Raw genomic sequence first — 24,941 nt, 5'->3', positions numbered from 1 at the left:
GCCGTCGCCGCGCGCGGCTCGCGCCGACCCGACGACGAGGGGGAGTCACATGTGGCAGTCACCGGCCGAGGGCCGGGATGCAGGGGCAGTGCGGCGTCCGGGGGCCTGGCTGAGGCTGGGCGGCGCCGCGGGGCCGGCGCCCGGAGCAGAGGAGATCGAGCGCGCCGCGCGGTCCTGCGGCGCCGTCGTGCTCGAGCCGCGGGAGACCGAGGCCGCCGCGCGGCTGAAGGCGGCCGAGCCCACTCTGACCGTGCTGTGCCGCAAGCGCACCTTCGTGGTCGACGAGCGCGAGACCGGCCCGGCGCGCTCCACGGGGTTGGGCTGGGAGCAGGCCGCCGCGACCGGGCAGTGGCTGGCCGTGGACCGCGCCGGCAGGACCATCGCCTGGGACGACCGCCCCGGGCTGCGGCAGCTGCGGATCTGGGACCCCGAGTGCCGGGCGGCCTGGACGGAGACCGTCGCGCGCGAGCTGGCCGGCTCCCCTTTCGACGGCGTCCTGGTCGATGATCTCGATCTCGGCTCGCACCCCCTCGACCTCCCGCTGCCTGACCTCGGCTCCGAGTCGCAGCTGCGCGACGCCCACGACGCCCTCGTCGCCGAGGCCGGGGAGGCGCTCGCGGAGGCGGGCCGGATCCTGGTCGCGACCGTCGGCGACGCCCGCCGGTCGCCGGGCCGATGGCGGTCCCTCTCGGAGTGGGGCGGTGTGTGCGAGCCCCGCTGGCTGGCCACGGCGAGCGGGCGGATGCTGGACCCGGGGGCGGCCCGCCAGCAGGCGGCGCGGATCGCTCCGGAGGCCGCCGAGGGCGTCCCCGCCGATCGGCTCGTGCTCGTGCACATGCCGATCGCGGCCTCGCTGCTGCGGCGCCCGAGCATCGGCCAGACCGAGATCGATCAGCTCGTGCTGTGCGGCCTGGCGCAGGTCTGGATCCTGGGCGGGGGCCGCGGCCTGTTCAGCGCGGGGTCGGGGGACGGCGCGCAGGCGCACTGGATCCCCGAGATGCAGTGGGACCTCGGGCGGCCGCTCGGGCCGCCCGAGGGCGTGGTGAGCGTGGTGTCCCGCGAGTTCGAGCGCGGCTGGGCCGTGGTGAACCTGGCCTCCGACGGGCGGCGCCGCCGGCACGTGGCCGTGCCCGACGGGCTGGTCGGCCCGGACGGCCGGCAGGCGCGCGGGACGGTGGTGCTCGGCGCCCACCAGGGGCTCGTGCTGCGCCGGGCCTGAGGCCGCGGGCCGCGCGGCCCACGGCGCGTCAGCCCGCGGGGCTCAGCGCCACCAGTCGTCGAGCAGCGTGGCCGGGGTGGTCCGCTTGTGCCGCGAGGCCCGCCACCGCGCCTCGATGCGCTCGGCGACGTCGTCGGGGACCTCCCGGCCCTCCAGGTAGTCGTCGATGTCGTCGTAGCCCAGGCCCAGCTCGTCCTCGTCCGTGCGGCCCGGGGAGTCGTCGAGCAGATCGGCGGTCGGCACCTTCGACCACAGGGCCTCCGGCCCGCCCAGGTGGCGCACGAGCGCGCGGATCTGGCGCTTGTCCAGGCCGTGGAGCGGGAGCACGTCCGCTGCGCCGTCGCCGAACTTGGTGAAGAAGCCCGTCACGGACTCCGCGCCGTGATCGGTGCCCAGCACGAGCAGCCCGCGCTCGCCGGCGATCGCGTACTGCGCCACGGCCCGCACGCGGGCCTTGATGTTGCCCCGGTTGAAGTCGGAGGTCCGCGCCCCCAGGGCGCGCGTGAGCTCCGCATCGATCCCGTCGACGCCCGGGGCGACGTCGAGCGTGACGGTCTCGTCGGCTCCGATGAAGCGCAGGGCGGCCTGGGCGTCGTCCTCGTCGGCCTGGACGCGGTACGGCAGGCGCACCGCCGTGAAGGCGGCGTCCCGGCCCTGCTCGCGCATCCGCTCGGCGGCCAGCTGCGCGAGCCGACCGGCCAGGGTCGAGTCGACCCCGCCCGAGATGCCCAGGACGAAGCCCGAGGAGCGCGCGGCCTGCGCGTAGTCGCACAGCAGCTCGATGCGGCGCCGGATCTCGTGGGCGGGGTCGATCTCGGGCCGGACGCCCATCTCCTCGATGATGACCTGCTGCAGTTCGCGCATGGGCTCATCGTAGCCAGCGGGCGCGCACGCGGCATGAAGAGCAGCGGGGACCCAGAGGCGCCAGGGGCGCTGATCTGCGGAACCCGGGGCAACATCGAGACGCATCTGCGGGTGCCCGCATAAGGTCGAGGGCATGCAGCAGCTCACCGTGGCCCAGGCGGCCCGCTTCCTCGACGTCAGCGACGACACCGTGCGCCGGTGGATCTCCGCCGGGCGGCTCGGCGATCACCGCGACGCCTCGGGGCGAAGCGCGGTCGACGGCCTCGAGCTCGCACGGCTGGCCAAGGAGCGCTCCGCGGCTCCGCAGGACCCCACCGGGGTGACCAGCTCGGCGCGCAACCGCTGGGTGGGCCTCGTGACCGAGGTCCGCTCCGATCCCGTGATGTCGCAGGTCGAGATGCAGTGCGGTCCGCACCGCGTCGTCTCCCTGATGAGCACCGAGGCCGTCCGGGACCTGCGGCTCGAGCCGGGTGCGATCGCCACGGCCTCGGTCAAGGCGACCCAGGTCGTCGTCGAGGTGCCGGGGGACGGCCGATGACCGCAGGGCGGGGGCGCCGCGCGGCCGCCCCCCTGGCGCTCGCGGCCGCAGCGCTGCTGGGCCTGAGCGCATGCTCCGGCCCGGCCGAGGACGAGCAGCGGCGCACGCTGACCGTCTACGCCGCTGCGTCGCTGGCCGGCAGCTTCGAGGACCTGGCCGATCGGTTCGAGCAGGAGCACCCGGGGGTGGAGGTCCGGCTCAGCTCGGGCGGCTCCTCCGCGCTCGTGAGCCAGCTCCAGGAGGGCGCTTCCGCCGACGTCCTCGCGACCGCCGACGAGCGGACGATGGGTCAGGCGATCGACGCCGGCCTGATCGAGGGCGAGCCGCGGATCTTCGCGACCAACACCCTGACGATCGCCGTGCCGCCGGGCAATCCGGGCGGCGTCGGATCCTTCCGGGACCTGTCCTCCCCGGAGCTGGACACCGTCATCTGCGAGCAGCGCGTGCCCTGCGGGGCCGCCACGGCCGAGCTCGAGGAGGCGATCGGCGCCGATGCGGCGGCCGTCAGCGAGGAGGGCTCCGTGACCGACGTCCTCGGCAAGGTCGCCTCCGGGCAGGCCGACGCCGGCGTGGTCTACCGCACCGACGTGATCTCGGCGGGGGATCAGGTCGAGGAGGTCGGGATCCCCGAGGCGGATCGGGCGGTCAACGACTATCCGATCGCCGTCCTGAAGGGCTCGGAGGAGACGGATCTCGCCGGGGAGTTCTCGGAGCTCGTGCTCGGCGAGACCGGGAGGCAGCGGCTCGAGCAGGAGGGCTTCGGCACCCCGTGAGCCCTGTGCGCCGCGCCGCGACCCGCCGATCCCGTCCGCCCCGCCCCGGGCGGCCGCGGCTCGCGCTGCCGGGGTGGCTGCTGCTGCCCGCGCTGCTGGGCGCCGGACTGGTCGTGCTGCCGGTGCTCGGGATGCTCCTGCGCGTGGAGCCCGGACGGCTCTGGCCGCTGATCACGTCCCCCGCCTCCTTCGACGCCCTGGGGCTCAGCCTGCGCACGGCCGCGGTCAGCACCCTGCTGTGCGTGGTCCTGGGGACCCCCATGGCGCTGCTGCTGGCCCGCACCAGCTTCCCGGGGCACCGGTTCGTGCGCTCGATCGTGCTGCTGCCGCTCGTGCTGCCGCCCGTGGTGGGCGGCCTGGCCCTGCTCTACGTCTTCGGGCGGGCGGGCCTGCTCGGCGGGGTCCTCGAGGTCCTCGGCCTCGAGATCACCTTCAGCACGAGCGCCGTGGTGCTGTCGCAGACCTTCGTCGCCCTCCCGTTCCTGGTCGTGGGCGTCGAGGGCGCCCTGCGCAGCGCGGGGGACCGGCACGAGGCGCTGGCCGCGACCCTCGGCGCCTCCCCGTCGACCGTCCTGCGGCGGATCACCCTGCCGCTGGTGCTGCCGGGGCTGGCCTCGGGCGCCGTGCTGGCCTTCGCCCGGTGCCTGGGGGAGTTCGGTGCCACGCTGACCTTCGCCGGCTCGCTGCAGGGGGTCACGCGGACGCTGCCGCTGGAGATCTATCTCCAGCGCGAGTCGGACCCGCAGGCGGCCATCGCACTGGCGCTCGTGCTGGTCGTCGTCGCGGTGCTGATCGTGGGCCTGTCCGCGCCGCGGCAGATCGAGCGCGCTCGCCCCCGGGGTGACGACGGGGCCGCCGACGCTTCCCCCGCCGCGGATCCCGCACCGGGACGCGATGAGCCGCCGCGCAGCGGTCCGGCGCTCGGCGAGGCGGCGCCGCGCACCCCCGGGGGCCGGGCGCCCGCCGGGCCCGCGCTGCAGGCGCGGCTCGAGGTGCGCGCGCGCTCGGTCCGCCTCGGCCTCGACGTCGGCGGCGGCGAGACGATCGCGCTGATGGGGCCCAACGGCGCAGGCAAGTCCACGGCCCTGGAGGTCCTGGCCGGGCTGCTGATCCCCGATGCCGGCCGGGTCCGGCTGGGCGAGCGGGTGCTGCTGGACACCCGGGGCCGCGGGGCCTGGGTGCCGCCGCACGAGCGCCGGGTCACCCTGCTGGCCCAGCGGCCGCTGCTCTTCCCGCAGCTGTCCGTCCTGGACAACGCCGCCTTCGCCCCGCGATGCGCGGGGCTGCCTCGCACTGAGGCGAGGGCGCGGGCCCGGGAGTGGCTGAGGGAGGTCGGCGCCGAGCATCTGGCCGAGCGGCGCGCGGGCGAGCTCTCGGGCGGCCAGGCCCAGCGCGTGGCCCTGGCCCGCGCCCTGGCCGCGGAGCCCGACGTCCTGCTGCTGGACGAGCCGCTGGCCGCGGTGGACCGGGACGCGGCCGAGCAGCTGCGGAGGCTGCTGCGCCGCGTCCTGGAGGGCCGCACCGCCGTGCTGGTCACCCACGACGTCCGCGATGCCCGTGCCCTGGCGCATCGCACCGTGCGCCTCGAGGCCGGCCGGGCCGTCGGATCCGAGGCCGATGCGCCGGCCCGCCCCGCTCGTCCCTAGCATGGGGGCCATGAGCACCTCCGACGACGTCCTGAGCCCCACCGGCCGCACCCTGGGCTGGGGTGTGATCTCGACCGGGGCGATCGCGGGCAGGGTGGTCCCCGACATCGCCGCCCTGGCCGACGCCCGCCTGGTCGCGGTCTCCTCCCGCACCGCCGCGGCCGCGGAGTCCTTCGCCGCCGAGCACGGGATCGAGCGGGCCTTCGGCGGCGACGACGGCATGGACCGGCTGCTCGCCGACCCGGACGTCGACGTCGTCTACATCGCCACGCCCCACGGGCAGCACCACGCGCATCTGCTGGCGGCGCTCGAGGCCGGCAAGCACGTCGTGTGCGAGAAGGCGTTCACCATGAACGCGGCGCAGGCCCGCGAGGCGGTGGCCCTGGCGCGCGAGCGCGGGCTGTTCCTCATGGAGGCCCTGTGGACGCGCTTCTCCCCGGTGCGCCACCGCATCGCCGAGATCCTGGCCGCCGGGGAGATCGGCCGGCCCCGCTGGGTGCAGGCCGACCTCGGCTTCCGCGGGCCGGACGACGACGAGCACCGCCTGTGGCGCGTCGACGCCGGCGGCGGCGCGCTGCTGGACATGGGCTGCTACGCCCTGCACTGGCCGTGGCTCGCGCTCGGCGAGCCGACCGGGATCACGGCGACCTCCGTCATGCGCGGCAGCGTGGACGGGCTCACCCAGATCGCGGTGCAGTCCGAGGCCGGCGGGGCGCAGCTGACCGTCTCGCTGTTCTCCCAGGGGCCCCGCCGGGCCGTGATCTCCGGGGAGCAGGGGATGATCGAGATCGCCCCGCCCATGCACCGGCCGTCGTCGTTCGTCCTCACGGACGCGCAGGGCCGCAGCCGCGAGGAGCGCTTCGAGATCGTCGGCGCGGGGTACTGCCACGAGATGCGCGAGGCCACCCGCTGCATCCAGGCCGGGCTGCAGGAGACACCCGTGATGCCGTGGGCGGACACGATCCGGCAGATGGAGCTGCTCGACGAGATCCGCGAGCAGATCGGGCTGCGCTATCCGGACCACGACGGCGCCTCGGCCTAGAATCTCCGCATGACCACCGAGACCCGGAACGCCGCTCAGAGCCCCGCCGACGCCCGCGAGCGGCTGCGCGAGCTCATCATCGAACTCGCCGTGGTGCGCGGCCGGGTCACCCTGGCCTCGGGCATCGAGGCCGACTACTACGTCGACCTGCGCCGCGTGACCCTGCACCACGAGGCCTCCCGCCTGGTCGGGCAGGTCATGCTCGAGCTGCTCGACCAGGCCGGGATCGACTTCGAGGCCGTCGGCGGCCTGACCATGGGCGCCGATCCCGTGGGCGGGGCGATCATGCGCGCCGCGGGCGATGCCGGGCGCCCCGTCGACGCGTTCGTGGTCCGGAAGGCCCAGAAGTCCTATGGCATGGGCCGGCAGGTCGAGGGCCCCTCGGTCGAGGGCCGCCGCGTCGTCGTCGTCGAGGACACCTCGACCACCGGCGGGTCCGCGCTGACCGCCGTGGAGGCCCTGCAGCGCGCCGGCGCGGAGGTGGTCGCCGTGGCGATCATCGTGGACCGCGCCACCGGCGCCGAGGAGCGGATCGAGGAGACGGCCGGGGTGCCCTGCCTCCACGCCTTCGGCAAGGACGAGCTCGGGCTTGACTGAGCTCCCGCCGGCTGCGGAGGGAGCCGAGGACCGGGACCGGCCGGCGGTCGGCGTCGGCCCGTGGGAGGGGCCCTGGCCGACCGGCGAGCACTGGGACCCGGAGCTGCTGCGCGACGGCGATCGGCGCAACGTCGTCGACCGGTACCGCTACTGGAGCCTCGAGGCCATCGTCGCGGACCTCGACGAGCATCGCCACGACTTCCACGTGGCGATCGAGAACTGGGGCCACGACTTCAACATCGGCTCGGTGGTCCGCACTGCCAATGCGTTCCTGGCCCGCGAGGTGCACATCGTGGGGCGCCGCCGCTGGAACCGGCGCGGCGCCATGGTCACGGACCGCTATCAGCACGTGCGCCACCACCCCGGCGCCGAGGACTTCCTGGCCTGGGCCCGCGAGCAGGATCTCGCGGTGATCGCCGTGGACAACGTGGAGGGCTCGCGGCCGCTGGAGACCTTCGACCTCCCTCGGCGCTGCGCGCTGGTCTTCGGGCAGGAGGGGCCCGGCGTCTCTCCGGAGATCCTCGAGGCGGCCGAGGCGACGGTGGCGATCGAGCAGTTCGGCTCGACCCGCTCGATCAACGCCGGCGCCGCCGCGGCGGTGACCATGCACGCCTGGATCCGGCGTCACGTCCACGGCCAGATCCCCCGCTGAGCGCGGCGCGCGACGGCCTGGGAGCCAGGGCCCGGCGCCCTGCCGCCGGGAGGCCGCACCGCCTAGAATGGGGGGAGCACGAGCCGGACAGCGCGCAACGGCCGTCCGGTGATTCCTCCGATGAAGAAGGAGCCTGGCATGCCCATCGCCACACCCGACGTCTACGGACAGATGCTCGACACCGCCAAGGAGAAGGGCTTCGCGTACCCCGCGATCAACGTCACCTCCTCCCAGACCCTGAACGCGGCGATCCGCGGCTTCGCCGACGCCGGCTCGGACGGCATCATCCAGGTCTCCACCGGCGGCGCGGCCTACTGGTCCGGGTCCTCCAAGAAGGACATGGTCGTGGGCTCCCTGGCCTTCGCCGCCTACGCTCGCGAGGTCGCCAAGCAGTACGACGTCAACATCGCGCTGCACACCGACCACTGCCCGCAGGACAAGCTCGAGGGCTTCGTGCTGCCGCTGCTGGAGGAGTCCGAGAAGGCCGTGGCCCGCGGCGAGGACCCCATCTTCCAGTCGCACATGTGGGACGGCTCCGCGATCGACCTCGACGAGAACCTGCGCATCGGCGCCGAGCTCATCGAGCGCACCGGCAAGGCCCACATCGTCCTGGAGGTCGAGATCGGTGCGGTCGGCGGCGAGGAGGACGGCGTCGTCGGGGAGATCAACGACACCCTCTACACGACCACCGATGACGCCCTCAAGACCGTCGAGGCCCTGGGCCTGGGCGAGAAGGGCCGCTACATCACGGCGCTGACCTTCGGCAACGTCCACGGCGTCTACAAGCCGGGCAACGTGCGCCTGCGTCCCGAGCTGCTCAAGCAGATCCAGGACGAGGTCGGCCAGAAGCACGGCAAGGACCGCCCCTTCGACCTGGTCTTCCACGGCGGGTCCGGCTCGAGCGAGCAGGAGATCTCGGACGCGGTCTCCTACGGCGTCATCAAGATGAACGTCGACACCGACACCCAGTACGCCTTCACCCGCCCCGTCGCCGGGCACATGCTCGCCAACTACGACGGCGTGCTGAAGATCGACGGCGACGTCGGCAACAAGAAGAAGTACGACCCCCGCGTGTGGGGCGCCCTGGCCGAGGACAGCATGGCCGCCCGCGTGGTCCAGGCCTGCGAGAACCTGGGCTCCGCCGGGACCCGCGTCAAGTGACCGGCTCGGCGGCCTGACCCGACCGCCGCGATGGGCCGCCCTCCCGCTGCCGGGAGGGCGGCCCGTCCGTGTGTCCGAGCGCTGCGGCCTGCGCTCGGCGGCGCCGGCAGGGCCGAGGGGAGCGCCGGGAGGGGCGATCCATGTTTGCGGTAGCATTCCCGGCATGTGTGGAATCGTGGGATACGTCGGGCGCGCTCCCGAGATCGATGAGAACCGGAATGCTCTGAACGTCGTCCTCGAGGGGCTGCGTCGTCTCGAGTACCGCGGCTACGACTCGGCCGGCGTGGCCGTCCTGGCCGACGGCGTCATGGACGTCCGCAAGAAGGCCGGCAAGGTCGCCGCACTGGACGCGGAGCTCGCCGAGCGCCCGCTTCCGCGCTCGCCCCTGGGCATCGGCCACACCCGCTGGGCCACCCACGGCGGGCCCACCGATCAGAACGCGCACCCGCATGTCGTCGCCGACGGCCGTCTGGCCGTGGTGCACAACGGCATCATCGAGAACTTCGTCGAGCTCAAGAACGAGCTGACCGGCAAGGGCTACTCCTTCGTCTCCGAGACCGACACCGAGGTCGCCGCGACCCTGCTCGGCCACATCTACGCCGACGAGGCCGGTCAGGACCTGACCCGGGCCATGCAGCTGGCCTGCGCCCGGCTCGAGGGGGCCTTCACCCTGCTGGCCATCCACGCCGATCACCCGGACCGCATCGTCGCGGCTCGCCTGAACTCCCCGCTGGTCATCGGCGTCGGCGAGGGCCAGAACTTCCTGGGCTCCGACGTCTCGGGCTTCATCGACCACACCAGGTCCGCCGTCGAGATGGCGGACCACCAGATCGTGACGGTGACCCCGGAGGGCTTCGAGATCACCGACTTCGAGGGCGCTCCGGCCCAGGGCACCCCGTTCGAGGTCGACTGGTCCGCCGAGGCCGCGGAGAAGGGCGGCTTCTCCTCCTTCATGGACAAGGAGATCCACGACCAGCCCGCCGCGGTGCGCGACACCCTCCTGGGCCGACTCGACGAGAACGGCCGGCTGACCCTCGACGAGCTGCGCATCGACGAGTCCGTCCTGCGCTCCGTGGACAAGATCGTCGTGATCGCCTGCGGCACCGCCGCCTACGCCGGACAGGTCGCCCGCTACGCGATCGAGCACTGGTGCCGCATCCCCACCGAGGTCGAGCTCGCCCACGAGTTCCGCTACCGGGACCCGATCGTCAACGAGAAGACCCTCGTCGTGGCGCTGTCGCAGTCCGGCGAGACCATGGACACCCTCATGGCCGTGCGCCACGCCAGCGAGCAGGGCGCCAAGGTCCTCGCGATCTGCAACACCAACGGCTCGTCCATTCCGCGCGCCGCCGACGCCTCGCTCTACACGCACGCCGGTCCGGAGATCGCCGTGGCTTCGACCAAGGCCTTCCTGGCGCAGATCACCGCCGCCTACCTGCTGGGCCTGTACCTGGCGCAGCTGCGCGGGAACATGTTCGCGGACGAGATCCAGGACGTGCTGGAGGAGCTCCAGGCCATGCCGGAGAAGGTCCAGTCGGTCATCGACGGCGAGGATCAGATCCGCCAGCTCGGCCAGGACTTCGCCGAGACCACGTCCGTGCTGTTCCTGGGCCGCCACGTCGGCTTCCCCGTGGCCATGGAGGGCGCGCTCAAGCTCAAGGAGATCGCCTACATCCACGCCGAGGGCTTCGCCGCCGGCGAGCTCAAGCACGGCCCGATCGCGCTGATCGAGCCGGGCCAGAAGGTCTTCGTCATCGTGCCGTCCCCGCGCGGGCGCGACACGCTGCACTCCAAGGTCGTCTCCAACATCCAGGAGATCCGCGCCCGCGGGGCCGAGACCATCGTGATCGCCGAGGAGGGCGACACCTCGGTCGAGGACTACGCCAACCACGTGATCCGCGTCCCGCAGTCCCCCACGCTGCTGCAGCCGCTGCTGACGACGGTCCCGCTGCAGATCTTCGCCTCGGCGATGGCCGAGGCCAAGGGCTACGACGTCGACCAGCCGCGCAACCTGGCCAAGTCCGTCACCGTGGAGTGACCCGAGCACGACGAGAGGAGCACCGATGTCGAACATCGGGAAGAACCTGCTGGGCGAGCCCGACCCCACCCTGCTGGAGGAGAACACGGAGCTCACGGCGCGCTTCGACGCCGGCGACGAGGCCGAGGACCTGGCCCGCGCCTTCCCCAAGGAGCAGCTGCCCTGGGCGATCCTGGCCGAGGAGGCGCTGGAGGACGGCCGCACGCTGGAGGGCTATGCCTACGCCCGCGTGGGATACCACCGCGGTCTGGACGCCCTGCGCGGCAGCGGCTGGAAGGGACACGGCCCCGTCCCCTTCAGCCACGAGCCCAACCGCGGGTTCCTGCGGGCGCTGTCCGCTCTCGGGCAGGCCGCGGCCTCGATCGGCGAGCTCGACGAGGCGCAGCGGATCCAGCAGTTCCTCAACGACTCCGATCCGCAGGCCGCCGAGCAGCTCCAGCGCTGAGCGGCCCCGCTCCCGCGAGCTGCGAGCCCCGCAGCGCCTGTGAGCTCCTGAGCGCAGCGACGCGGCCGCACCGTCCGATCGGACGGTGCGGCCGCGCCGTTCGTGGTCCTGGGCGCCGGACGGGCCGGCTTGGCGTCCCGGCGCTCAGACCCGCGAGGCGGCTGTCCCGACCGACGCGGCACCGGCCTCGCCGGCAGTCTCGCCGAGGCCCCGGCGGACGCGCCGCGCGGCCTCGACCAGGTGCTCGAGCGAGGTGCGGGTCTCGTCGTAGCTGCGGGTCTTGAGCCCGCAGTCCGGGTTCACCCACAGCAGCCGCGCGTCCACGTGCTCGAGCGCCTGCACCAGCAGCGACTCGATCTCGTCGACCGCCGGGACGCGCGGGGAGTGGATGTCCCAGACCCCGGGGCCCAGGCCCCGCTCGAAGCCGACCGCGCGGACGTCGGCCAGGACCTCCATGCGGGAGCGGGCCGCCTCGAGGCTCGTGACGTCCGCATTCAGCGCGTCGACCCCGGCGATCACCTCGCCGAACTCCGAGTAGCACAGGTGCGTGTGGATCTGGGTCGCGTCCGAGACCGACGATGTGGCCCGGCGGAACGCCTCGACCGACCAGTCGAGGTATGCCGCGCGCTCCGCCCGGCGCAGGGGCAGCAGCTCGCGCAGGGCCGGCTCGTCGACCTGGATGATGCCGATCCCGGCCTCCTCGAGGTCGGCGATCTCATCGCGCAGCGCCAGGGCCACCTGATCGGCGGTCTCGGCCAGGGGCTGGTCATCGCGCACGAAGGACCACGCCAGGATCGTGACCGGCCCGGTGAGCATCCCCTTGACCGGCTTCTGCGTCTGCCGCTGCGCCCACGTGATCCACGGGACCGTGAACGCCGCGCCGCGCAGGCCCTCGCCCTCGCGGGAGACGTCGCCCCACAGGATCGACGGGCGCGTGGCCCGGGAGCCGTAGGACTGCACCCAGCCGTTCTGCGTGGTCGCGAAGCCGTCGAAGTGCTCGGCGAAGTACTGGACCATGTCATTGCGCTCGGGCTCCCCGTGGACCAGCACGTCGAGCCCGAGCTCGTCCTGCAGCGCGATGATCCGGGAGATCTCCTCGCGCAGGAACCCGTCGTAGGCGGCGTCGTCGATCCGCCCGGCCCGATGATCGGCGCGGGCCCTGCGGACCTCGCCCGTCTGCGGGAACGACCCGATCGTCGTGGTGGGCAGCAGGGGAAGGCGATCGCCGCCGAACGAGTGCTCGGCCTGCGCCGCGCGGCGCTCGGCTGCGCTGCCGCGGGTCGAGTCCGCCGAGGTCAGGGCCGCCGCCCGGGCACGGACCTCCTCGATGCGGACCCCGGCGGCCGTCGCGCGGGACCGGCGCGCGGCCGTCGCCTCCTCGAGCTCGGCGGCCACGGCCCGACGGCCTCCGGCCAGGCCGCGCGCGAGCACCGCGACCTCGCGGACCTTCTCGTCGGCGAAGGCGAGCCACGAGCGGATCTCGGGGTCCAGCCCGGGCTCCGCCTCGAGGGTGTGGGGGACGTGGATCAGCGGGGTCGAGGTGGCGGCGCTGACGCGGGCGCCGGCCTCCCGCAGCGATGCGAGGCGCCGCAGGGCCGACTCGAGATCGGTGCGCCAGATATTGCGTCCGTCGACGATGCCCGCCACGAGCACCGGCGCCTCCGCACCGGTGAAGAGGCCGAGCTGCTCGTCGTCGAGGCCGCCGCGGACCAGGTCGACGTGCACGGCCTCCGCCCCCGAGGATGCCAGGGGCTCGAGCAGGCGGCCGGCGTCGCCGTACGGGGTCGTGAGCAGCAGCTGCGGGCGCCGGGGCAGCCGGGCCAGGAAGCCCGCCGATCGCTCGGCCGCCGCCCGCAGCTGCTCCCCGGACAGCCGAGCGTGGTCCGCGACCAGGGCGGGCTCGTCGATCTGCACCCACTCGGCCCCGGCATCCTTCAGCGCGGCCAGGAGCTCCCCGTAGACCGGCAGCAGCTCCTCGAGGCGGTCCAACGGCTCGATGGGCGAGGCCGCAGTGCCGTCGTCCTTGGCCAGGGCCAGGAAGGTCACCGGGCCCACGAGCACGGGGCGCAAGCTCCGGCCCTGCTCGGACGCCTCGGCCAGCTGCTCCAGCAGGCGGCCGGGGGCGGCGGCGAACGGCGTCTGCGCGCCGATCTCCGGCACCAGGTAGTGGTAGTTGGTGTCGAACCACTTGGTCATCTCGAGCGGCTGACGGGCGTCGTCGCCGCGGGCGAGCACGAACTCCCCGGCGCGGTCCACGGTCCCGAAGCCCGTGCGCAGGTCGCCGAAGCGGGCGGGGACGGCGCCGAGCGCGATCAGGGTGTCGAGCACGTGGTCGTAGAGGGCGTAGGAGCCGGGGACGGCCGAGGGCTGATCCAGGCCCAGGTCCTCGAGACGCTGCGCGGTCGATGCGCGCAGCTCGGCTGCGGTCGACTCCAGCTGCTCGAGGTCGCTGCGACCGGCCCAGTGCGACTCCAGGGCGCGCTTGAGCTCGCGGTGCGGGCCGATCCGGGGGTAGCCCAGGATCGTGGCGGACGGGAAGGCGGCCGCCTCGTTGTGCTGCGTGGCAGGGGTGTCGTTCGAGATGGTCACGGGGTTCTCCTCGGAAGTGGCGGCGGATGCTTCGCAGGTGCGGATGGGGCGCCCGTCGGCGGGCTGGGATGCGGGGATGAGGCCGGCCAGGCCGGCCGAGGGCCTGGGGCGGGGCAGGTCCAGGCGCTCGAGCACGTCCAGGGCGGCTTCGTGCTCGTTGAACGTGTAGAGGTGCAGCCCGGGAGCCCCGGCGTCCAGGGCCGCCCGGGCGCTGCGCACGGCCGTGCGCACGCCGAGGCGGTGGCGCTCGGCCTGCGAGGACGCCGTCTCGAGCCCGTGGGCCAGGAGCGGGTCCGGCGCGAGCCCGGCCAGGGCGCAGATGCGCAGGTATCGACGCAGGCTCGTGATCGGCATGATCCCGGGGACGATCGGCAGCTCGACGCCGGCCCGCCGGGCGCGGGACACGAAGGCCGCGTAGTCGTCGGCGTCGGGGTAGAGCTGGGTGATCGCGAAGTCGGCCCCGGCGCGCTGCTTGGCCAGCAGCACCTCGAGGTCCTGGTGGACGGAGGTCGACTCGGGGTGCTTGACCGGGTAGGCGGCCACGCCGATCGAGACGCTGCCGGCGCACAGCCGGGCGGCCCGCTCGCGCTCGACGGATCGGATGAGATCCACCAGGTGACGGGCGAAGGGCAGCTCGTCGGGGCCCGGCTCGGCGGACGGGTCGCGGTCCCCGCGCAGGGCCAGGACGCCGCGCACCCCGATCTCGAGCAGCTCGTCGATCAGCTCGCGCAGCTGCTCCTCGGTGACACCGGTGCACAGGACGTGGGCCAGCGGGCGCAGGGGGGTCTCGAAGATCAGGTGGGACAGCAGCGCCATGGACTGCACGCGGCGCTGCGGATCGACCGCGGCCGTGACCGAGACGTAGTCCGGCACCGTGGGTGCGAGGGCCTCGATGGTCCGCAGGAGGGACTCGGTGCTCGCCGCGCTGCGCGGCGGGTAGAGCTCGTAGGACAGCGCGGGGACCGCGCGGCGCGAGGCCGCCGCCCGCCGCGCAGGGGCCGCAGACCGCGCGGGCGGCCGGCCCGGGCGGGGGTCCGTGGGGTGATGATCGGGCATTCCGTCTTGCCTTTCCGTGGAAGCCCGATGGAGGACGACCACGGGGCGCGCACGGATCAGGCGCCGGCGCGGGTGCGCGGGCACACGGATCCTGTGGACCACGGAAGTCGGAAGGACGCTCCATCGGTCCTGGCGGGAGCACCGTTCCCCGTGCGGGGATGGTTGCTGCGACGTCTGCGAGCCAGGTCTCTCGGTCGCTCTGGATAGATAGCGAGACAGATCACACAGCACCCTCGCTCGCCTGTCAACCCCCGGGCGGCGCCGGAGGGTCCTCGCGACCGGCGCGATAGGATCGCCCAGGACCGGCAGCGTCCTCGGCCTGCGGCGCGGGTCCCGTCGTCGCCGCCCTCCGGTGCGGCGCACGGCAGTCCCCAGACCTCGTGCGGGCCCAGTCAGGAGAGCAGTCGCATGCCAGCCATCTCGATCGTCGGAGCCCAGTGGGGCGATGAGGGCAAGGGCAAGGCCACGGACATCCTCGGCGGCCGGGCGGACTACGTCGTGAAGCCGAACGGCGGCAACAACGCCGGTCACACCGTGGTCGTGAACGGCGACAAGTTCGAGCTCAAGCTGCTGCCGGCCGGGATCCTCTCCCCGCGGGCCACGCCCGTGATCGGCAACGGCGTGGTGGTCAGCCCGCAGGCGCTGTTCGAGGAGATCGACGGCCTGGAGGCCCGCGGCGCGGACACCTCCCGGCTGCGCATCTCGGCCAACGCGCATCTGGTGGCCCCGTACCACCAGACGCTGGACCAGGTCACCGAGCGGTTCCTGGGCAAGCGCGCGATCGGCACGACCGGCCGCGGCATCGGCCCGGCCTACATGGACAAGATCGGCCGCCTGGGCCTGCGCGCCCAGGACGTGCTCGACGAGTCCATCCTGCGGCAGAAGATCGAGGGCGCGCTGCGGCAGAAGAACGAGCTGCTGCTCAAGGTCTACAACCGGCGCGCGTTCGAGGTCGACGAGATCGTCGACTACTTCATGGGCTACGCCGAGCGCATGGCGCCGATGATCGTCGACTCGACCCGTCTGCTCAACGACGCCCTGGACCGGGACGAGACGGTCCTGCTCGAGGGCGGGCAGGCCACCTACCTCGACGTCGACCACGGCACCTACCCGTTCGTGACCTCGTCGAACCCCACGACCGGCGGCGCCTGCGTGGGCGCCGGGATCGGACCCACCCGGCTCACCCGCTCGATCGGCATCATCAAGGCCTACACCACGCGCGTGGGCGCGGGCCCCTTCCCGACCGAGCTGTTCGACGACTCCGGCGAGCGGCTGCGCACCGTGGGCGGCGAGTTCGGCGTGAACACGGGCCGGCCCCGGCGCACCGGCTGGTACGACGCCGTCATGGCCCGCCACGCGTCGCGCATCAACGGGTTCACGGACTACTTCCTGACCAAGCTCGACGTCCTCACCGGGCTCGACGAGATCCCGGTCTGCGTGGCCTACGACGTCGACGGCGTGCGCCATGACGAGATGCCCATGACCCAGACCGAGTTCCACCACGCGGTGCCGATCTACGAGACCCTCCCCGGCTGGAGCGAGGACATCTCGCAGGCCCAGACGCTCGATGACCTGCCCTCCCATGCCCGCGACTACATCCTGGCGCTCGAGGACATGTCCGGCACGCGGATCTCGGCCATCGGCGTCGGCCCGGGCCGCGAGAACACCATCGAGGTCCGCGACCTGATCGACTGAGGCCGTCGTCGGCGGCGGCTGCGATCCGGGCGAGGCCCGCCCTGCACTGGGCGGGGAAGAGGCGCAGGTCCGATAGCATCGCTCCATTCGTCCCGGCGTGATGCGCCCTGCCGCCTGCCGGGGCCCCTGACCGTGCGGCCTGGGCGCAGCCCGCACGGCCCCGTCGACGGAAGTGACCGATCGTGTCCACAGAGAGCACCAGACTGGACCCCGCCTCGGCGCGGTCCGAGGGGGAGGGGCTGCGCCGCAGCCTCAAGACCCGGCACATGACCATGATCGCCATGGGCGGCGCGATCGGCACCGGCCTGTTCGTGGCCTCGGGCAACTCGATCGCCACCGCGGGACCGGGCGGCGCGCTCGTGGCCTACACCGCGATCGGCATCATGGTCTTCCTGCTCATGCAGTCCCTCGGCGAGATGTCGGCCTGGCGCCCCACCTCGGGCTCGTTCGGCGATCACGCCGCGCGCTACGTCTCCCCGTCGTTCGGCTTCGCGATCGGCTGGAACTACTGGTTCAACTGGGCGATCACGCTGGCCGCCGAGCTCGTGGCCGCGGCCCTCGTGATGCGCTACTGGCTGCCCGACGTCCCCGCATGGATCTGGTCGGCGCTGTTCCTGCTCATCGTCTTCGGCCTCAATGCGCTGTCCACGCGGGCGTACGGCGAGGGCGAGTTCTGGCTCTCGGCGATCAAGGTCGCGGCGGTCGTCGTCTTCCTGGCCCTGGGTCTGCTCATGGTGCTCGGCATCATGGGCGGGGAGTCTCCCGGGTTCGAGAACTGGACCACCGGGGAGGCGCCGTTCGTCGGCGGGCCCATGTCGATCCTGGCGATCTTCATGGTCGCGGGGTTCGCATTCCAGGGCACCGAGCTCGTGGGCGTGGCCGCCGGCGAGGCGGAGGACCCGGAGCGCACGGTCCCCAAGGCCATCCGCACCGTCTTCGTGCGCATCCTGCTCTTCTACGTCCTGGCGATCATCGTCATCGGCTTCCTGCTGCCGTACACCCACCCGAACCTGCTGGCCTCGGATATCGAGGACGTCGCGATCTCGCCGTTCACCCTCGTGCTGCAGAACGCGGGCGTGGCCTTCGCGGCCTCCGTGATGAACGCCGTGATCCTCACGGCCATCCTCTCGGCCGGCAACTCCGGGCTGTATGCGTCCACGCGCATGCTCTGGTCCATGGCCACCGACGGCAAGGCCCCGGCCTTCCTGGCCAAGGTCAACCGCCGCGGTGTGCCCATGCGCGCCCTGCTGGCCACGTCGTCGTTCGGCCTGCTGGCCTTCCTCACGACCTTCATCGGCGAGGGCGCGGCCTACACCTGGCTGCTCAACGCCTCCGCGCTGGCCGGGTTCATCGTCTGGGCCGGCATCGCCTGGACGCACTACTGCTTCCGCAAGGCCTTCCGGGCCCAGGGCCGGTCGGTCTCCGAGCTGCCGTTCCGCTCCCGGTTCTTCCCGGCGGGCCCGATCGTCGCGCTCGTCATGTGCCTGCTCGTCATCCTGGGCCAGGGCTACGAGGCCTTCGTGACCGGCTCGGTGACGCCCGTGGCGCTGCTGTCGTCCTACATCGGGCTGCCGCTGTTCCTGGCCTTCTGGATCGGGCACAAGGCCACGACGAAGGAGCCCGCGGTGGACCCCGCCCGGGCGGATCTCTCGCGCGGCTGAGCCGGATCGCGCGGCTGCGATGCCGCCGCCGCGCGCGAGGGCCCCGGGGGACCGGGGCCCTCGCGCATCGGCGGGGAGGGTCTCAGGCCCACAGGACCGTGGCCAGGCTCAGAGCGCCCAGCACCACGACGGCCCCGCCCACGCCCAGGACCTCGAGCGGATCGGGCGCTGCCGACTCGCCCGCGATGCCCCGCGCTCCGCGCCGGTAGCGCCGGCCCTGGCGCAGCCAGATCGCCAGGGCCAGCACGGCGGCCGCGGCCAGGGGGAGCGCGATCGCCCAGCCGTGCTGCGGCAGCCAGCGCAGCAGCAGGGCCGAGGCGGCCACGAGCGAGAGCAGGGTCCGGGCCCAGGACAGGGACGTGCGCTCGGGCTGCAGGCCCGGGTCGTCGTGGATCGGCCCATCGGCGGCGCGGCTCATCGGCCGATCAGGACGCCGATCAGGACCCCGCCCGCGGAGGCCGTGCCCAGGGCCAGCAGCGGGGCCATGACGGAGACCGGCAGCGGGCGCTCGCGGCGCATGGCACGCTCGACGCGCAGCCAGCGCACGATCGCCGAGACCGCCACGAGCATGGACAGCGCGATGAGCCCCGCCGCCAGGCCGACGCGCACGGGCGCGGGGATCGCCCCGCCGGCGAAGGCCTCGAGCGCGATCCCGCCGGCCAGCAGGCCGAGGGCGGTGCGGATCCAGGCCAGGAAGGTGCGCTCGTTGGCCAGGGTGAAGCGCGGGTCCGGCTCGCGGCCGCCGCCGAGCAGCCGCAGCGACAGGGCGGGGCGTCCGGACGGTGCGCTGTCGTCGGTGCTGCGGCTCATGCCCGCGACGCTACCGGCAGCGGGGGCGCAACCGGAGGTCACGGGCGCGGGCGCTGCAGCGGGGGGCTCTAGGCTCGGTTCCGACGCCCATCACGAAGGAGGAGCCGCCATGCGCCTCGCCCTCGCGCAGACCGACCCCGCGCCGTCCGTGGCCGCCAACCTGGGGACCATCCGACGCCTCGTCACCGATGCCGCTGCCCGCGGCGCGGATCTCGTGGTCTTCCCGGAGGAGTCCATGCTCGGCGTGGAGAGCGGGGTCGAGGACCGCTTCGCCGAGATCGTGGCCGAGGAGTGGGACACGTTCGTCGCCTCGCTGCAGGAGCTCGCCCACCAGCAGCGCATCGCGATCGTCGCCGGGGCCTACGAGCCCTCCGACGACCACCGCCCCTACAACACCCTGGTGGCCGTGGGAGCGGATGGCGGCCTGCTGGCGACCTATCGCAAGCTGCACCTCTACGACGCCTTCTCCTATCAGGAGTCCGAGCGCATCCGCCCCGGGGACTCCGGCGCCGCGAGCATCGAGGTCGCCGGGCTGCGCATCGGGCTGAGCACCTGCTACGACCTGCGCTTCCCCGAGCTCTACCGGCACCTGGCCGACGACGGCGCGCAGCTCGTGCTCGTGCCCGCCGCCTGGTTCTCGGGCGAGGACAAGGTCCGCCAGTGGGAGACCCTGCTCTCCGCGCGCGCCATCGAGAACACCCTCTGGATCGCCGCGGCGGACACGTCCAACGACCACACGGTCGGGCACTCCCAGGTCCGCGACCCGCTGGGCGGGCTCACCGCCCGGGTCGAGGAGGGGGAGCGGCTGCTCGTCGCGCAGATCGACCCCGAGCGGGTCGACGAGGTCCGCCGGACCGTCCCGTCGCTGGCCAACCGCCGCTTCCGCAGCGGCGAGCTCGCCGATCAGCCGCTCGGCGCCGACGCCGACCGGCAGACCGCGGCTCAGCACTCCGCCGGCTGACCCGGGGACCGCCCCCGGGGCTGCGGCGAGCCTCAGGACATGACGACGGCGGCCGGCCCTCGATCATGAGGGCGGGCCGCCGTCGTCGCCGCGCCGCGGGCTGTCGCCGCGAGCGCGATCACCAGATGCGCACGCGCTCCTGCGGGTCGAGCCACATCAGGTCCGACTCCGTGGTCCCGAAGGCCTCGTGGAAGGCATCCACGTTGCGCGCCGTCTGATTGGCGCGGAACTCGTTGGGGGAGTGCACGTCGATGGCCAGGCGCTGGGCCGTGGTCTCGTCGCGGGCCTTCTGCTGCCAGACGAAGGACCAGGACAGGAACAGCTTCTGCGCGGGGGTGAAGCCGTCGTCGTCCTGCTCGTCGAAGGCCTGCGGGTCGGCGGAGACGTGGTCGCGCGCCTCGTCGGGGTCGTCGGCCGCCTCGACGATGCCGCGGGAGAGCGCCCAGGCCTTGTAGGCGATGGACAGCCCGCCCAGGTCGCCGATGTTCTCGCCCAGGGTCATGCGGCCGTTGACCGTCGGGGGCTCCGGGCGGTCGGCGAGCTGGTCCGGGACGAGCCCGTCGTACTGGCTGACCAGGCGCTCGGTGCGCTCCTCGAAGGCCGCGCGGTCCTCGTCGGTCCACCAGTTGCGCAGGCGGCCCTCGCCGTCGGCCGTCGAGCCCTTGTCGTCGAACCCGTGGCCGATCTCGTGGCCGATCACCGCGCCGATGCCGCCGTAGTTCACGGCGTCCTCGGCCTCCTCGTCGAAGAACGGCGGCTGCAGGATGGCCGCCGGGAAGACGATCTCGTTGCGCAGCGGGTGGTAGTAGGCGTTGACCGTCTGCGGGGTCATCAGCCACTCGTGCTTCTCGATCGGCCTCCCGGCCTTGCGGATCAGCTCGGCGCGCTCGAACTCGGAGGTGCGCACGATGTTGCCCACGAGGTCGTCGGCGCGGATCTCGAGCTGGGAGTAGTCCTTCCACTGCTCCGGGTAGCCGATCTTGGGCGTGAACGATGCGAGCTTGCGCAGCGCCTCCGCGCGCGTGGGCTCCGTCATCCAGTCCAGGGTCTCGATCGACTGGCGGTAGGCGGACAGGAGGTTCTGGACCAGCTCGTCCATGCGGGACTTGGCGGTCGGGGAGAAGTGGCGCTGAACGTAGACGCGGCCCACGGCCTCGCCCAGCACGCCGTTGACCAGTCCGACGCCGCGCTTCCAGCGCTCCTTGAGCTCGGGGGTGCCCGAGAGCACCGTGCCGTAGAACGCGAAGTCCGCCTCCACGAAGTCCGACGACAGATGGGCCGCGCGGGAGTCGATGACCCGCCAGCGGGCCCAGGACTTCCAGTCCTCCAGGCGCGCCTCGTGGATCAGCGGATCGAGCTCGGAGAAGAACGAGGGCTGCTGGTTCACGACGGTCTCGACCGCGGAGTCGGGCAGCCCCAGGCCCTCCTGGAGCATGGCCCGCCAGTCGAGCCGCCTGCCGAGCTCCTGGAGCTGGTCCATGGACTTCGGGTTGTACATCTTGGTGAGATCGCGGACCTCGACCTTGTCCCAGTGCCGCTGCGCGATCTCGGTCTCGAGCCCGAAGATCCGCTCGGCCTCGTCGTGGGCGCGGCTGCGCCCGGCGAGCTCGAGCATGCGCGCGATGTGCTCGCGGTACTTCTCGCGGATCTCGGTGTGCTGGGCCTCGCGGTAGTACTCCTCGTCCGGCAGGCCCAGTCCGGACTGCCCCACGAACACGAGGGAGCGGGTGGGATCGCCCGGGTCGGCATCGGTGTCCACGCCGAGGATCGACGAGACGCCGCGGGAGAGCAGCCGGCCGAACAGGCGGCTCAGCCCCTCGACGTCCTCGACCGCGTCCACGGCCTCGAGGTCCTCGGCCAGCGGCTGCGCGCCCAGGGCCTCGAGGCGGTCCTCGTCCATGTAGGACGCATAGAGATCCGCGATCTTGGCGCGGATCGGGTCCGGGTCCTCGCCGGGCTCCTCGGTCACGATCTCGCGCACGGCCTCCTCGGCGCGGTCGCGCAGCACGACGAAGGCGCCGATCAGCGCCTTGTCCTCGGGGATCTGCGCCTCCCGCAGCCACGGCCCGTTGACGAAGCGGAAGAGGTCGTCCTGCGGGCGGGCCGTGCGGTCGAAGGTCGTGGCGTCGAGGGAGGTCAGCGCCTCCTCCGGCGGATCGGCGGGCTCGTGTCCGGGCGTGGCGGTGCTGTCGGTCATACCGCCAGGCTAGTGCGGGGCCGACGGCGCAGGCGCCGCCATCGCCGTGCGCGTAACGCGCGCCGCGGGGCTCATGCGCGGGCGGCGGTCATCTCGTCGATCATGCCGTGCAGGGTCGCGACCTTGGGGTCCGAGTCGACGACCGCCCCGTCGGCGAAGTCGACGAAGAGGCTGAGGTCCACGGCCGCGCGCACGACGGTCTGGGAGAAGTTGGCCATGATCAGCCGCCACTGCTCGACCGCGCGGACGCCGCCCACGGCGCCGTAGCCGACCAGGCCCAGGACCTTGCCGTTCCACTCGGGGCCCAGGGAGTCCACCGCGTTCTTGAACCCGCCGGGGACGCCGTGGTTGTACTCCGGGGTGACGAAGATGTAGCCGTCGAGGGCGTCGATCGCGTCCGACCAGGCCTGGACCTGCTGCGAGTCGTAGGACTTGCCGGCCATCGCGGGCAGCGTCGCCGACGTGAGCACGGGCAGCTCGTAGTCCTTGAGGGAGACGAGCTCGAACTCCGCGCCGCCCTTCGCGCGGGCGTGCTCGAGGACCCACCGGCCCACGGCCGCGCCGTTCTGCTCGTCCCGGACGCTTCCCACGATGATGCCGATCCTCACTGCTGCCTCCTCAGGTCTCCCGGCCGTCCCCGGCCAACTATACGTGATACATCATCTATTGCGACCGGAGCGGCTGTCCAGCGCGTCGGATATGACATGGCGCACGTCCGGCCGGTCGCCGATCCGCGGGCGCCGGCCCTGCGCCCGGGGCGAGTCGGGCGGTACCGTGTGGAGCAGATCACGTTCGGCGCCCGTCGCCGACCCGTCCCAGAGGAGCCGCCATGACCGAGCCCGCGCCGCACTCGTCCGCCGAGCCCGTGCAGTCCGCGCCCGTCGCCCACGAGGATCCGACCCCGCCGGATGCCCGCAGGGTCTCCCCGAGGGGCGCCGGCGGGGCCGAGGCCGGTGCGCGGGCGCTCGCGGAGGCGGGCATCCCCGAGGCGCTCGCCCGGCTCGCCCAGGCCGAGGACAAGGCGGCCGCGCTGAATGCGCACGGCGGGGAGCTCAGCGAGAAGCTCGGGATCGAGTACCTCGAGGCCTCGGCCGAGCGAGTGATCGCGCGCATGCCGGTCGAGGGCAATCGCCAGCCGGTCGGCCTGCTGCACGGCGGGGCCACGATCTCGCTGGCCGAGTCGCTGGGCTCCATGGGCTCCTTCATCCACGGGGCCGCCCTGGGGCGGGTGGCCGTGGGGCTGGAGGTCAGCGCCACGCATCACTCCTCGGCCCGCAGCGGCTGGGTCGTGGCGACGGCCGAGGCCCTCCAGCTCGGGCGGTCCGTGGCCACCTACGAGGTGACGGTGCGCGCGCAGAGGGACCAGCGCCGGATCTCCACGATCCGGGTCACATGCTTCCTGAAGGAGGTCTGACCCCCCCGCACCGCCCCTGCCTTCCGCGCGGCACGTGGAGGGAGCGGGTCAGCCGTCGTGGAGGGGCGACTCGTCGGCCCGCTCGGCCTGCAGGTCGCGTCCCTGGAGCGACCTGGGGACCAGCGAGACGGCGATGAGCGAGATGAGGCTGACGCCGGCGATGTAGAGGCCGATCGGCCAGCCCTGGCCGGTCGAGCCGAGGATCAGATCCGCGATGAGCGGCGCGAACGCGCCGCCGATCACGGAGCCCAGGGCGTAGCCGATGGACAGCCCGGACAGGCGCACGCCGGCCGGGAACATCTCGGCGAACAGGGCCGGGAGGGCGCCCTGCGTGGGGCCGAGGGCCAGCGTCAGGACGACGATCGCCAGGATGAAGACCGGCAGCGCCCCGGTGTCCAGCAGGAACCACATGGGCACTGCCCACAGGATCAGCAGGACGTAGCCGAGCTGGAAGGTCAGCACGCGGCCGATCCGGTCCGTGATCCGAGCGCCCCACAGGGTGAACACGAGCCACAGGATGCCGCCCACGAGCGAGGCGATCAGCGTGTCCGTGCGCTCCATGCCCAGGTGGGTCGTGCCGTAGCGCGAGAGGTAGGAGATCACGAGGTAGCCGGCCGCGTTGTTGCCGGCGAAGATCAGCGCCGCCTGCAGCACGGTCCTCCAGTGGCAGCGGAAGAGCGTGGACAGCGGGGCGGAGGCGTCCTTCTTCAGCTTCTGCATCTCGGTGTACACCGGCGACTCCTGCACGGTGCTGCGGATGATGTGGCCGATGAGGATCAGCACGAAGGAGATGAGGAACGGGACCCGCCAGCCCCAGGAGAAGTAGGCCTCCTCCGAGATGACCGTGGAGAGGCCGAAGGTCATGAGGGAGGCGAGCACCATCCCGGCGGGGACGCCGATCTGCGGGAAGCCGGAGAACCAGCCGCGGCGGTGCGAGGGCGCGTGCTCCACGGACATCAGGGCCGCCCCGCCCCATTCGCCGCCGGCCGAGAAGCCCTGGACCAGGCGCAGCAGCACGAGCAGGATCGGGGCCGCGGCGCCGATCTGCGCGTACGTGGGCAGCAGGCCGATGAGCACGGTGGCCGCGCCCATGCCCACGAGGGTCATGACGAGGACGACCTTGCGGCCGTAGCGGTCCCCGACGTGGCCGGCGACGATCGCGCCGATCGGGCGGACCAGGAACGAGATGCCCAGCGAGAGCCATGAGGCGATCTGGGCGCCGGTGGTGCCGAGCGGCTCGAAGAACAGCGGCCCGAGGATGAGCGCGGCGGCCTGGGCGTAGATGAAGAAGTCGTACCACTCGATCGTGGTGCCGACCATGGTCCCCGCCAGGACCTTGCGCTCCTCGCGCCGCTGGTCCGGCGAGCGCTCGGCGTCCTGCGGGGGCGGCGCGGCGGAGTCTGCTCCGGGGGTGTGGGACATGGTGTCTCCTGGGGTCGTGCCGGCCGTGCGGGCCACGACGGATGGGATGCCGAGCTCGTGGACGGGCCGGGGGTCGGGAGCGATGTCCCGAACCATATACGATTCTATGTGATGCGGAACACCCCTCTGCCGGATCGCGGCAAGAAGCACGTGCATGGCCG

General features: G+C 73.1%; 21 protein-coding genes, 1 pseudogene and 1 riboswitch. Of the genes and pseudogenes, 15 read left to right on the top strand and 7 right to left on the bottom strand.

Annotation, left to right across the window (positions count from 1 at the left end; genetic code table 11):
* Positions 1-49 precede the first annotated feature (49 nt).
* Complete coding sequence (locus FSY66_RS00205) at positions 50-1,219, top strand: putative glycoside hydrolase (RefSeq protein ID WP_186304324.1); 1,170 nt, start codon at positions 50-52, stop codon at positions 1,217-1,219.
* Between the two features lie 42 nt (positions 1,220-1,261).
* Here FSY66_RS00205 and nadE read toward each other — a convergent pair whose 3' ends face one another.
* Positions 1,262-2,083: an ammonia-dependent NAD(+) synthetase gene (nadE, locus tag FSY66_RS00200; RefSeq protein WP_144790127.1), complete on the bottom strand. Its 822-nt coding sequence runs from the start codon at positions 2,081-2,083 to the stop codon at positions 1,262-1,264.
* Positions 2,084-2,216: 133 nt separating this feature from the next.
* On the opposite strand from nadE, the gene FSY66_RS00195 reads away from it, so the two are divergent.
* The 10 genes and pseudogenes from FSY66_RS00195 to FSY66_RS00155 all read left to right on the top strand — a co-directional run bounded on the left by FSY66_RS00195 (position 2,217) and on the right by FSY66_RS00155 (position 10,975).
* Positions 2,217-2,621: a TOBE domain-containing protein gene (locus FSY66_RS00195; RefSeq protein ID WP_144790125.1), complete on the top strand. Its 405-nt coding sequence runs from the start codon at positions 2,217-2,219 to the stop codon at positions 2,619-2,621.
* Positions 2,618-3,394 (top strand): molybdate ABC transporter substrate-binding protein, encoded by a 777-nt coding sequence (gene modA / locus FSY66_RS00190; RefSeq protein ID WP_144790123.1) that lies wholly within the window; start codon positions 2,618-2,620, stop codon positions 3,392-3,394. Before FSY66_RS00195 ends, modA begins: the two co-directional genes overlap by 4 nt.
* Before the next feature lie 5 nt (positions 3,395-3,399).
* Positions 3,400-4,212 (top strand): annotated as a pseudogene (locus tag FSY66_RS12720) (ABC transporter permease); the annotation flags it as partial.
* Positions 4,189-5,040, top strand: a complete 852-nt coding sequence (locus tag FSY66_RS12715; RefSeq protein ID WP_396350867.1) for an ATP-binding cassette domain-containing protein — start codon at positions 4,189-4,191, stop codon at positions 5,038-5,040. The pseudogene FSY66_RS12720 and the gene FSY66_RS12715, both read left to right, overlap by 24 nt.
* Before the next feature lie 10 nt (positions 5,041-5,050).
* The gene (locus FSY66_RS00180; RefSeq protein ID WP_260853254.1) at positions 5,051-6,082 is read left to right on the top strand and encodes a Gfo/Idh/MocA family protein; all 1,032 of its coding nucleotides are present in this window, start codon (positions 5,051-5,053) and stop codon (positions 6,080-6,082) included.
* 9 nt (positions 6,083-6,091) lie between these two features.
* Positions 6,092-6,679, top strand: coding sequence for an orotate phosphoribosyltransferase (gene pyrE / locus FSY66_RS00175; protein WP_144790117.1), 588 nt, complete (start codon positions 6,092-6,094; stop codon positions 6,677-6,679).
* A complete protein-coding gene (locus FSY66_RS00170) occupies positions 6,672-7,331 on the top strand; it encodes a TrmH family RNA methyltransferase (protein WP_144790115.1) in 660 nt (219 codons plus the stop codon). The genes pyrE and FSY66_RS00170 overlap by 8 nt, the downstream gene beginning before the upstream one ends.
* Positions 7,332-7,469: 138 nt before the next feature.
* Complete coding sequence (gene fbaA, locus FSY66_RS00165; protein WP_144790113.1) at positions 7,470-8,492, top strand: class II fructose-bisphosphate aldolase; 1,023 nt, start codon at positions 7,470-7,472, stop codon at positions 8,490-8,492.
* Between the two features lie 163 nt (positions 8,493-8,655).
* Positions 8,656-10,530, top strand: coding sequence for a glutamine--fructose-6-phosphate transaminase (isomerizing) (glmS, locus tag FSY66_RS00160; protein ID WP_144790111.1), 1,875 nt, complete (start codon positions 8,656-8,658; stop codon positions 10,528-10,530).
* A gap of 25 nt (positions 10,531-10,555) precedes the next feature.
* A complete protein-coding gene (locus FSY66_RS00155; RefSeq protein WP_144790109.1) occupies positions 10,556-10,975 on the top strand; it encodes a DUF3151 domain-containing protein in 420 nt (139 codons plus the stop codon).
* Positions 10,976-11,119: 144 nt separating this feature from the next.
* Here the strand turns inward: FSY66_RS00155 and metE are convergent, their stop codons facing one another.
* The gene (gene metE, locus FSY66_RS00150) at positions 11,120-14,620 is read right to left on the bottom strand and encodes a 5-methyltetrahydropteroyltriglutamate--homocysteine S-methyltransferase (protein ID WP_144790107.1); all 3,501 of its coding nucleotides are present in this window, start codon (positions 14,618-14,620) and stop codon (positions 11,120-11,122) included.
* A 117-nt stretch (positions 14,621-14,737) separates the two neighbouring features.
* Positions 14,738-14,830: riboswitch (SAM riboswitch) on the bottom strand.
* A gap of 198 nt (positions 14,831-15,028) precedes the next feature.
* Here metE and FSY66_RS00145 point away from each other — a divergent pair.
* Together FSY66_RS00145 and FSY66_RS00140 are read left to right on the top strand one after the other, a co-directional pair.
* On the top strand, positions 15,029-16,315 hold the full coding sequence (locus FSY66_RS00145) for an adenylosuccinate synthase (RefSeq protein WP_144790105.1): 1,287 nt from the start codon (positions 15,029-15,031) through the stop codon (positions 16,313-16,315).
* Positions 16,316-16,497: 182 nt separating this feature from the next.
* Positions 16,498-17,976: an amino acid permease gene (locus FSY66_RS00140; protein ID WP_144790103.1), complete on the top strand. Its 1,479-nt coding sequence runs from the start codon at positions 16,498-16,500 to the stop codon at positions 17,974-17,976.
* 82 nt (positions 17,977-18,058) lie between these two features.
* On the opposite strand, the gene FSY66_RS00135 is transcribed toward FSY66_RS00140, so the two are convergent.
* A complete protein-coding gene (locus FSY66_RS00135; RefSeq protein ID WP_144790101.1) occupies positions 18,059-18,394 on the bottom strand; it encodes a DUF202 domain-containing protein in 336 nt (111 codons plus the stop codon).
* Complete coding sequence (locus tag FSY66_RS00130; protein WP_144790099.1) at positions 18,391-18,786, bottom strand: YidH family protein; 396 nt, start codon at positions 18,784-18,786, stop codon at positions 18,391-18,393. Before FSY66_RS00130 ends, FSY66_RS00135 begins: the two co-directional genes overlap by 4 nt.
* A gap of 109 nt (positions 18,787-18,895) precedes the next feature.
* Here FSY66_RS00130 and FSY66_RS00125 point away from each other — a divergent pair, with 109 nt between their 5' ends.
* Positions 18,896-19,747 (top strand): carbon-nitrogen hydrolase family protein, encoded by an 852-nt coding sequence (locus FSY66_RS00125; protein WP_144790097.1) that lies wholly within the window; start codon positions 18,896-18,898, stop codon positions 19,745-19,747.
* Between the two features lie 118 nt (positions 19,748-19,865).
* Here the strand turns inward: FSY66_RS00125 and FSY66_RS00120 are convergent, their stop codons facing one another.
* Positions 19,866-21,944 carry a M13 family metallopeptidase gene (locus FSY66_RS00120; protein WP_144790095.1) on the bottom strand — a complete coding sequence of 693 codons (2,079 nt, stop codon included), beginning with the start codon at positions 21,942-21,944 and terminating at the stop codon, positions 19,866-19,868.
* Between the two features lie 71 nt (positions 21,945-22,015).
* Positions 22,016-22,552 carry an NADPH-dependent FMN reductase gene (locus tag FSY66_RS00115; RefSeq protein WP_144790094.1) on the bottom strand — a complete coding sequence of 179 codons (537 nt, stop codon included), beginning with the start codon at positions 22,550-22,552 and terminating at the stop codon, positions 22,016-22,018.
* A 221-nt stretch (positions 22,553-22,773) separates the two neighbouring features.
* Between FSY66_RS00115 and FSY66_RS00110 the strand changes: the two genes are divergently transcribed.
* Complete coding sequence (locus FSY66_RS00110) at positions 22,774-23,358, top strand: PaaI family thioesterase (RefSeq protein WP_144790092.1); 585 nt, start codon at positions 22,774-22,776, stop codon at positions 23,356-23,358.
* Between the two features lie 48 nt (positions 23,359-23,406).
* Here FSY66_RS00110 and FSY66_RS00105 read toward each other — a convergent pair whose 3' ends face one another.
* Positions 23,407-24,780: an MFS transporter gene (locus tag FSY66_RS00105; RefSeq protein WP_144790755.1), complete on the bottom strand. Its 1,374-nt coding sequence runs from the start codon at positions 24,778-24,780 to the stop codon at positions 23,407-23,409.
* Positions 24,781-24,941: the final 161 nt, after the last annotated feature.

Origin of the sequence: Kocuria palustris (genome assembly GCF_007666205.1) — a bacterium.
Classification (GTDB): domain Bacteria; phylum Actinomycetota; class Actinomycetes; order Actinomycetales; family Micrococcaceae; genus Kocuria; species Kocuria palustris_A.
This window is presented reverse-complemented; position numbering and strand designations above follow the sequence as displayed.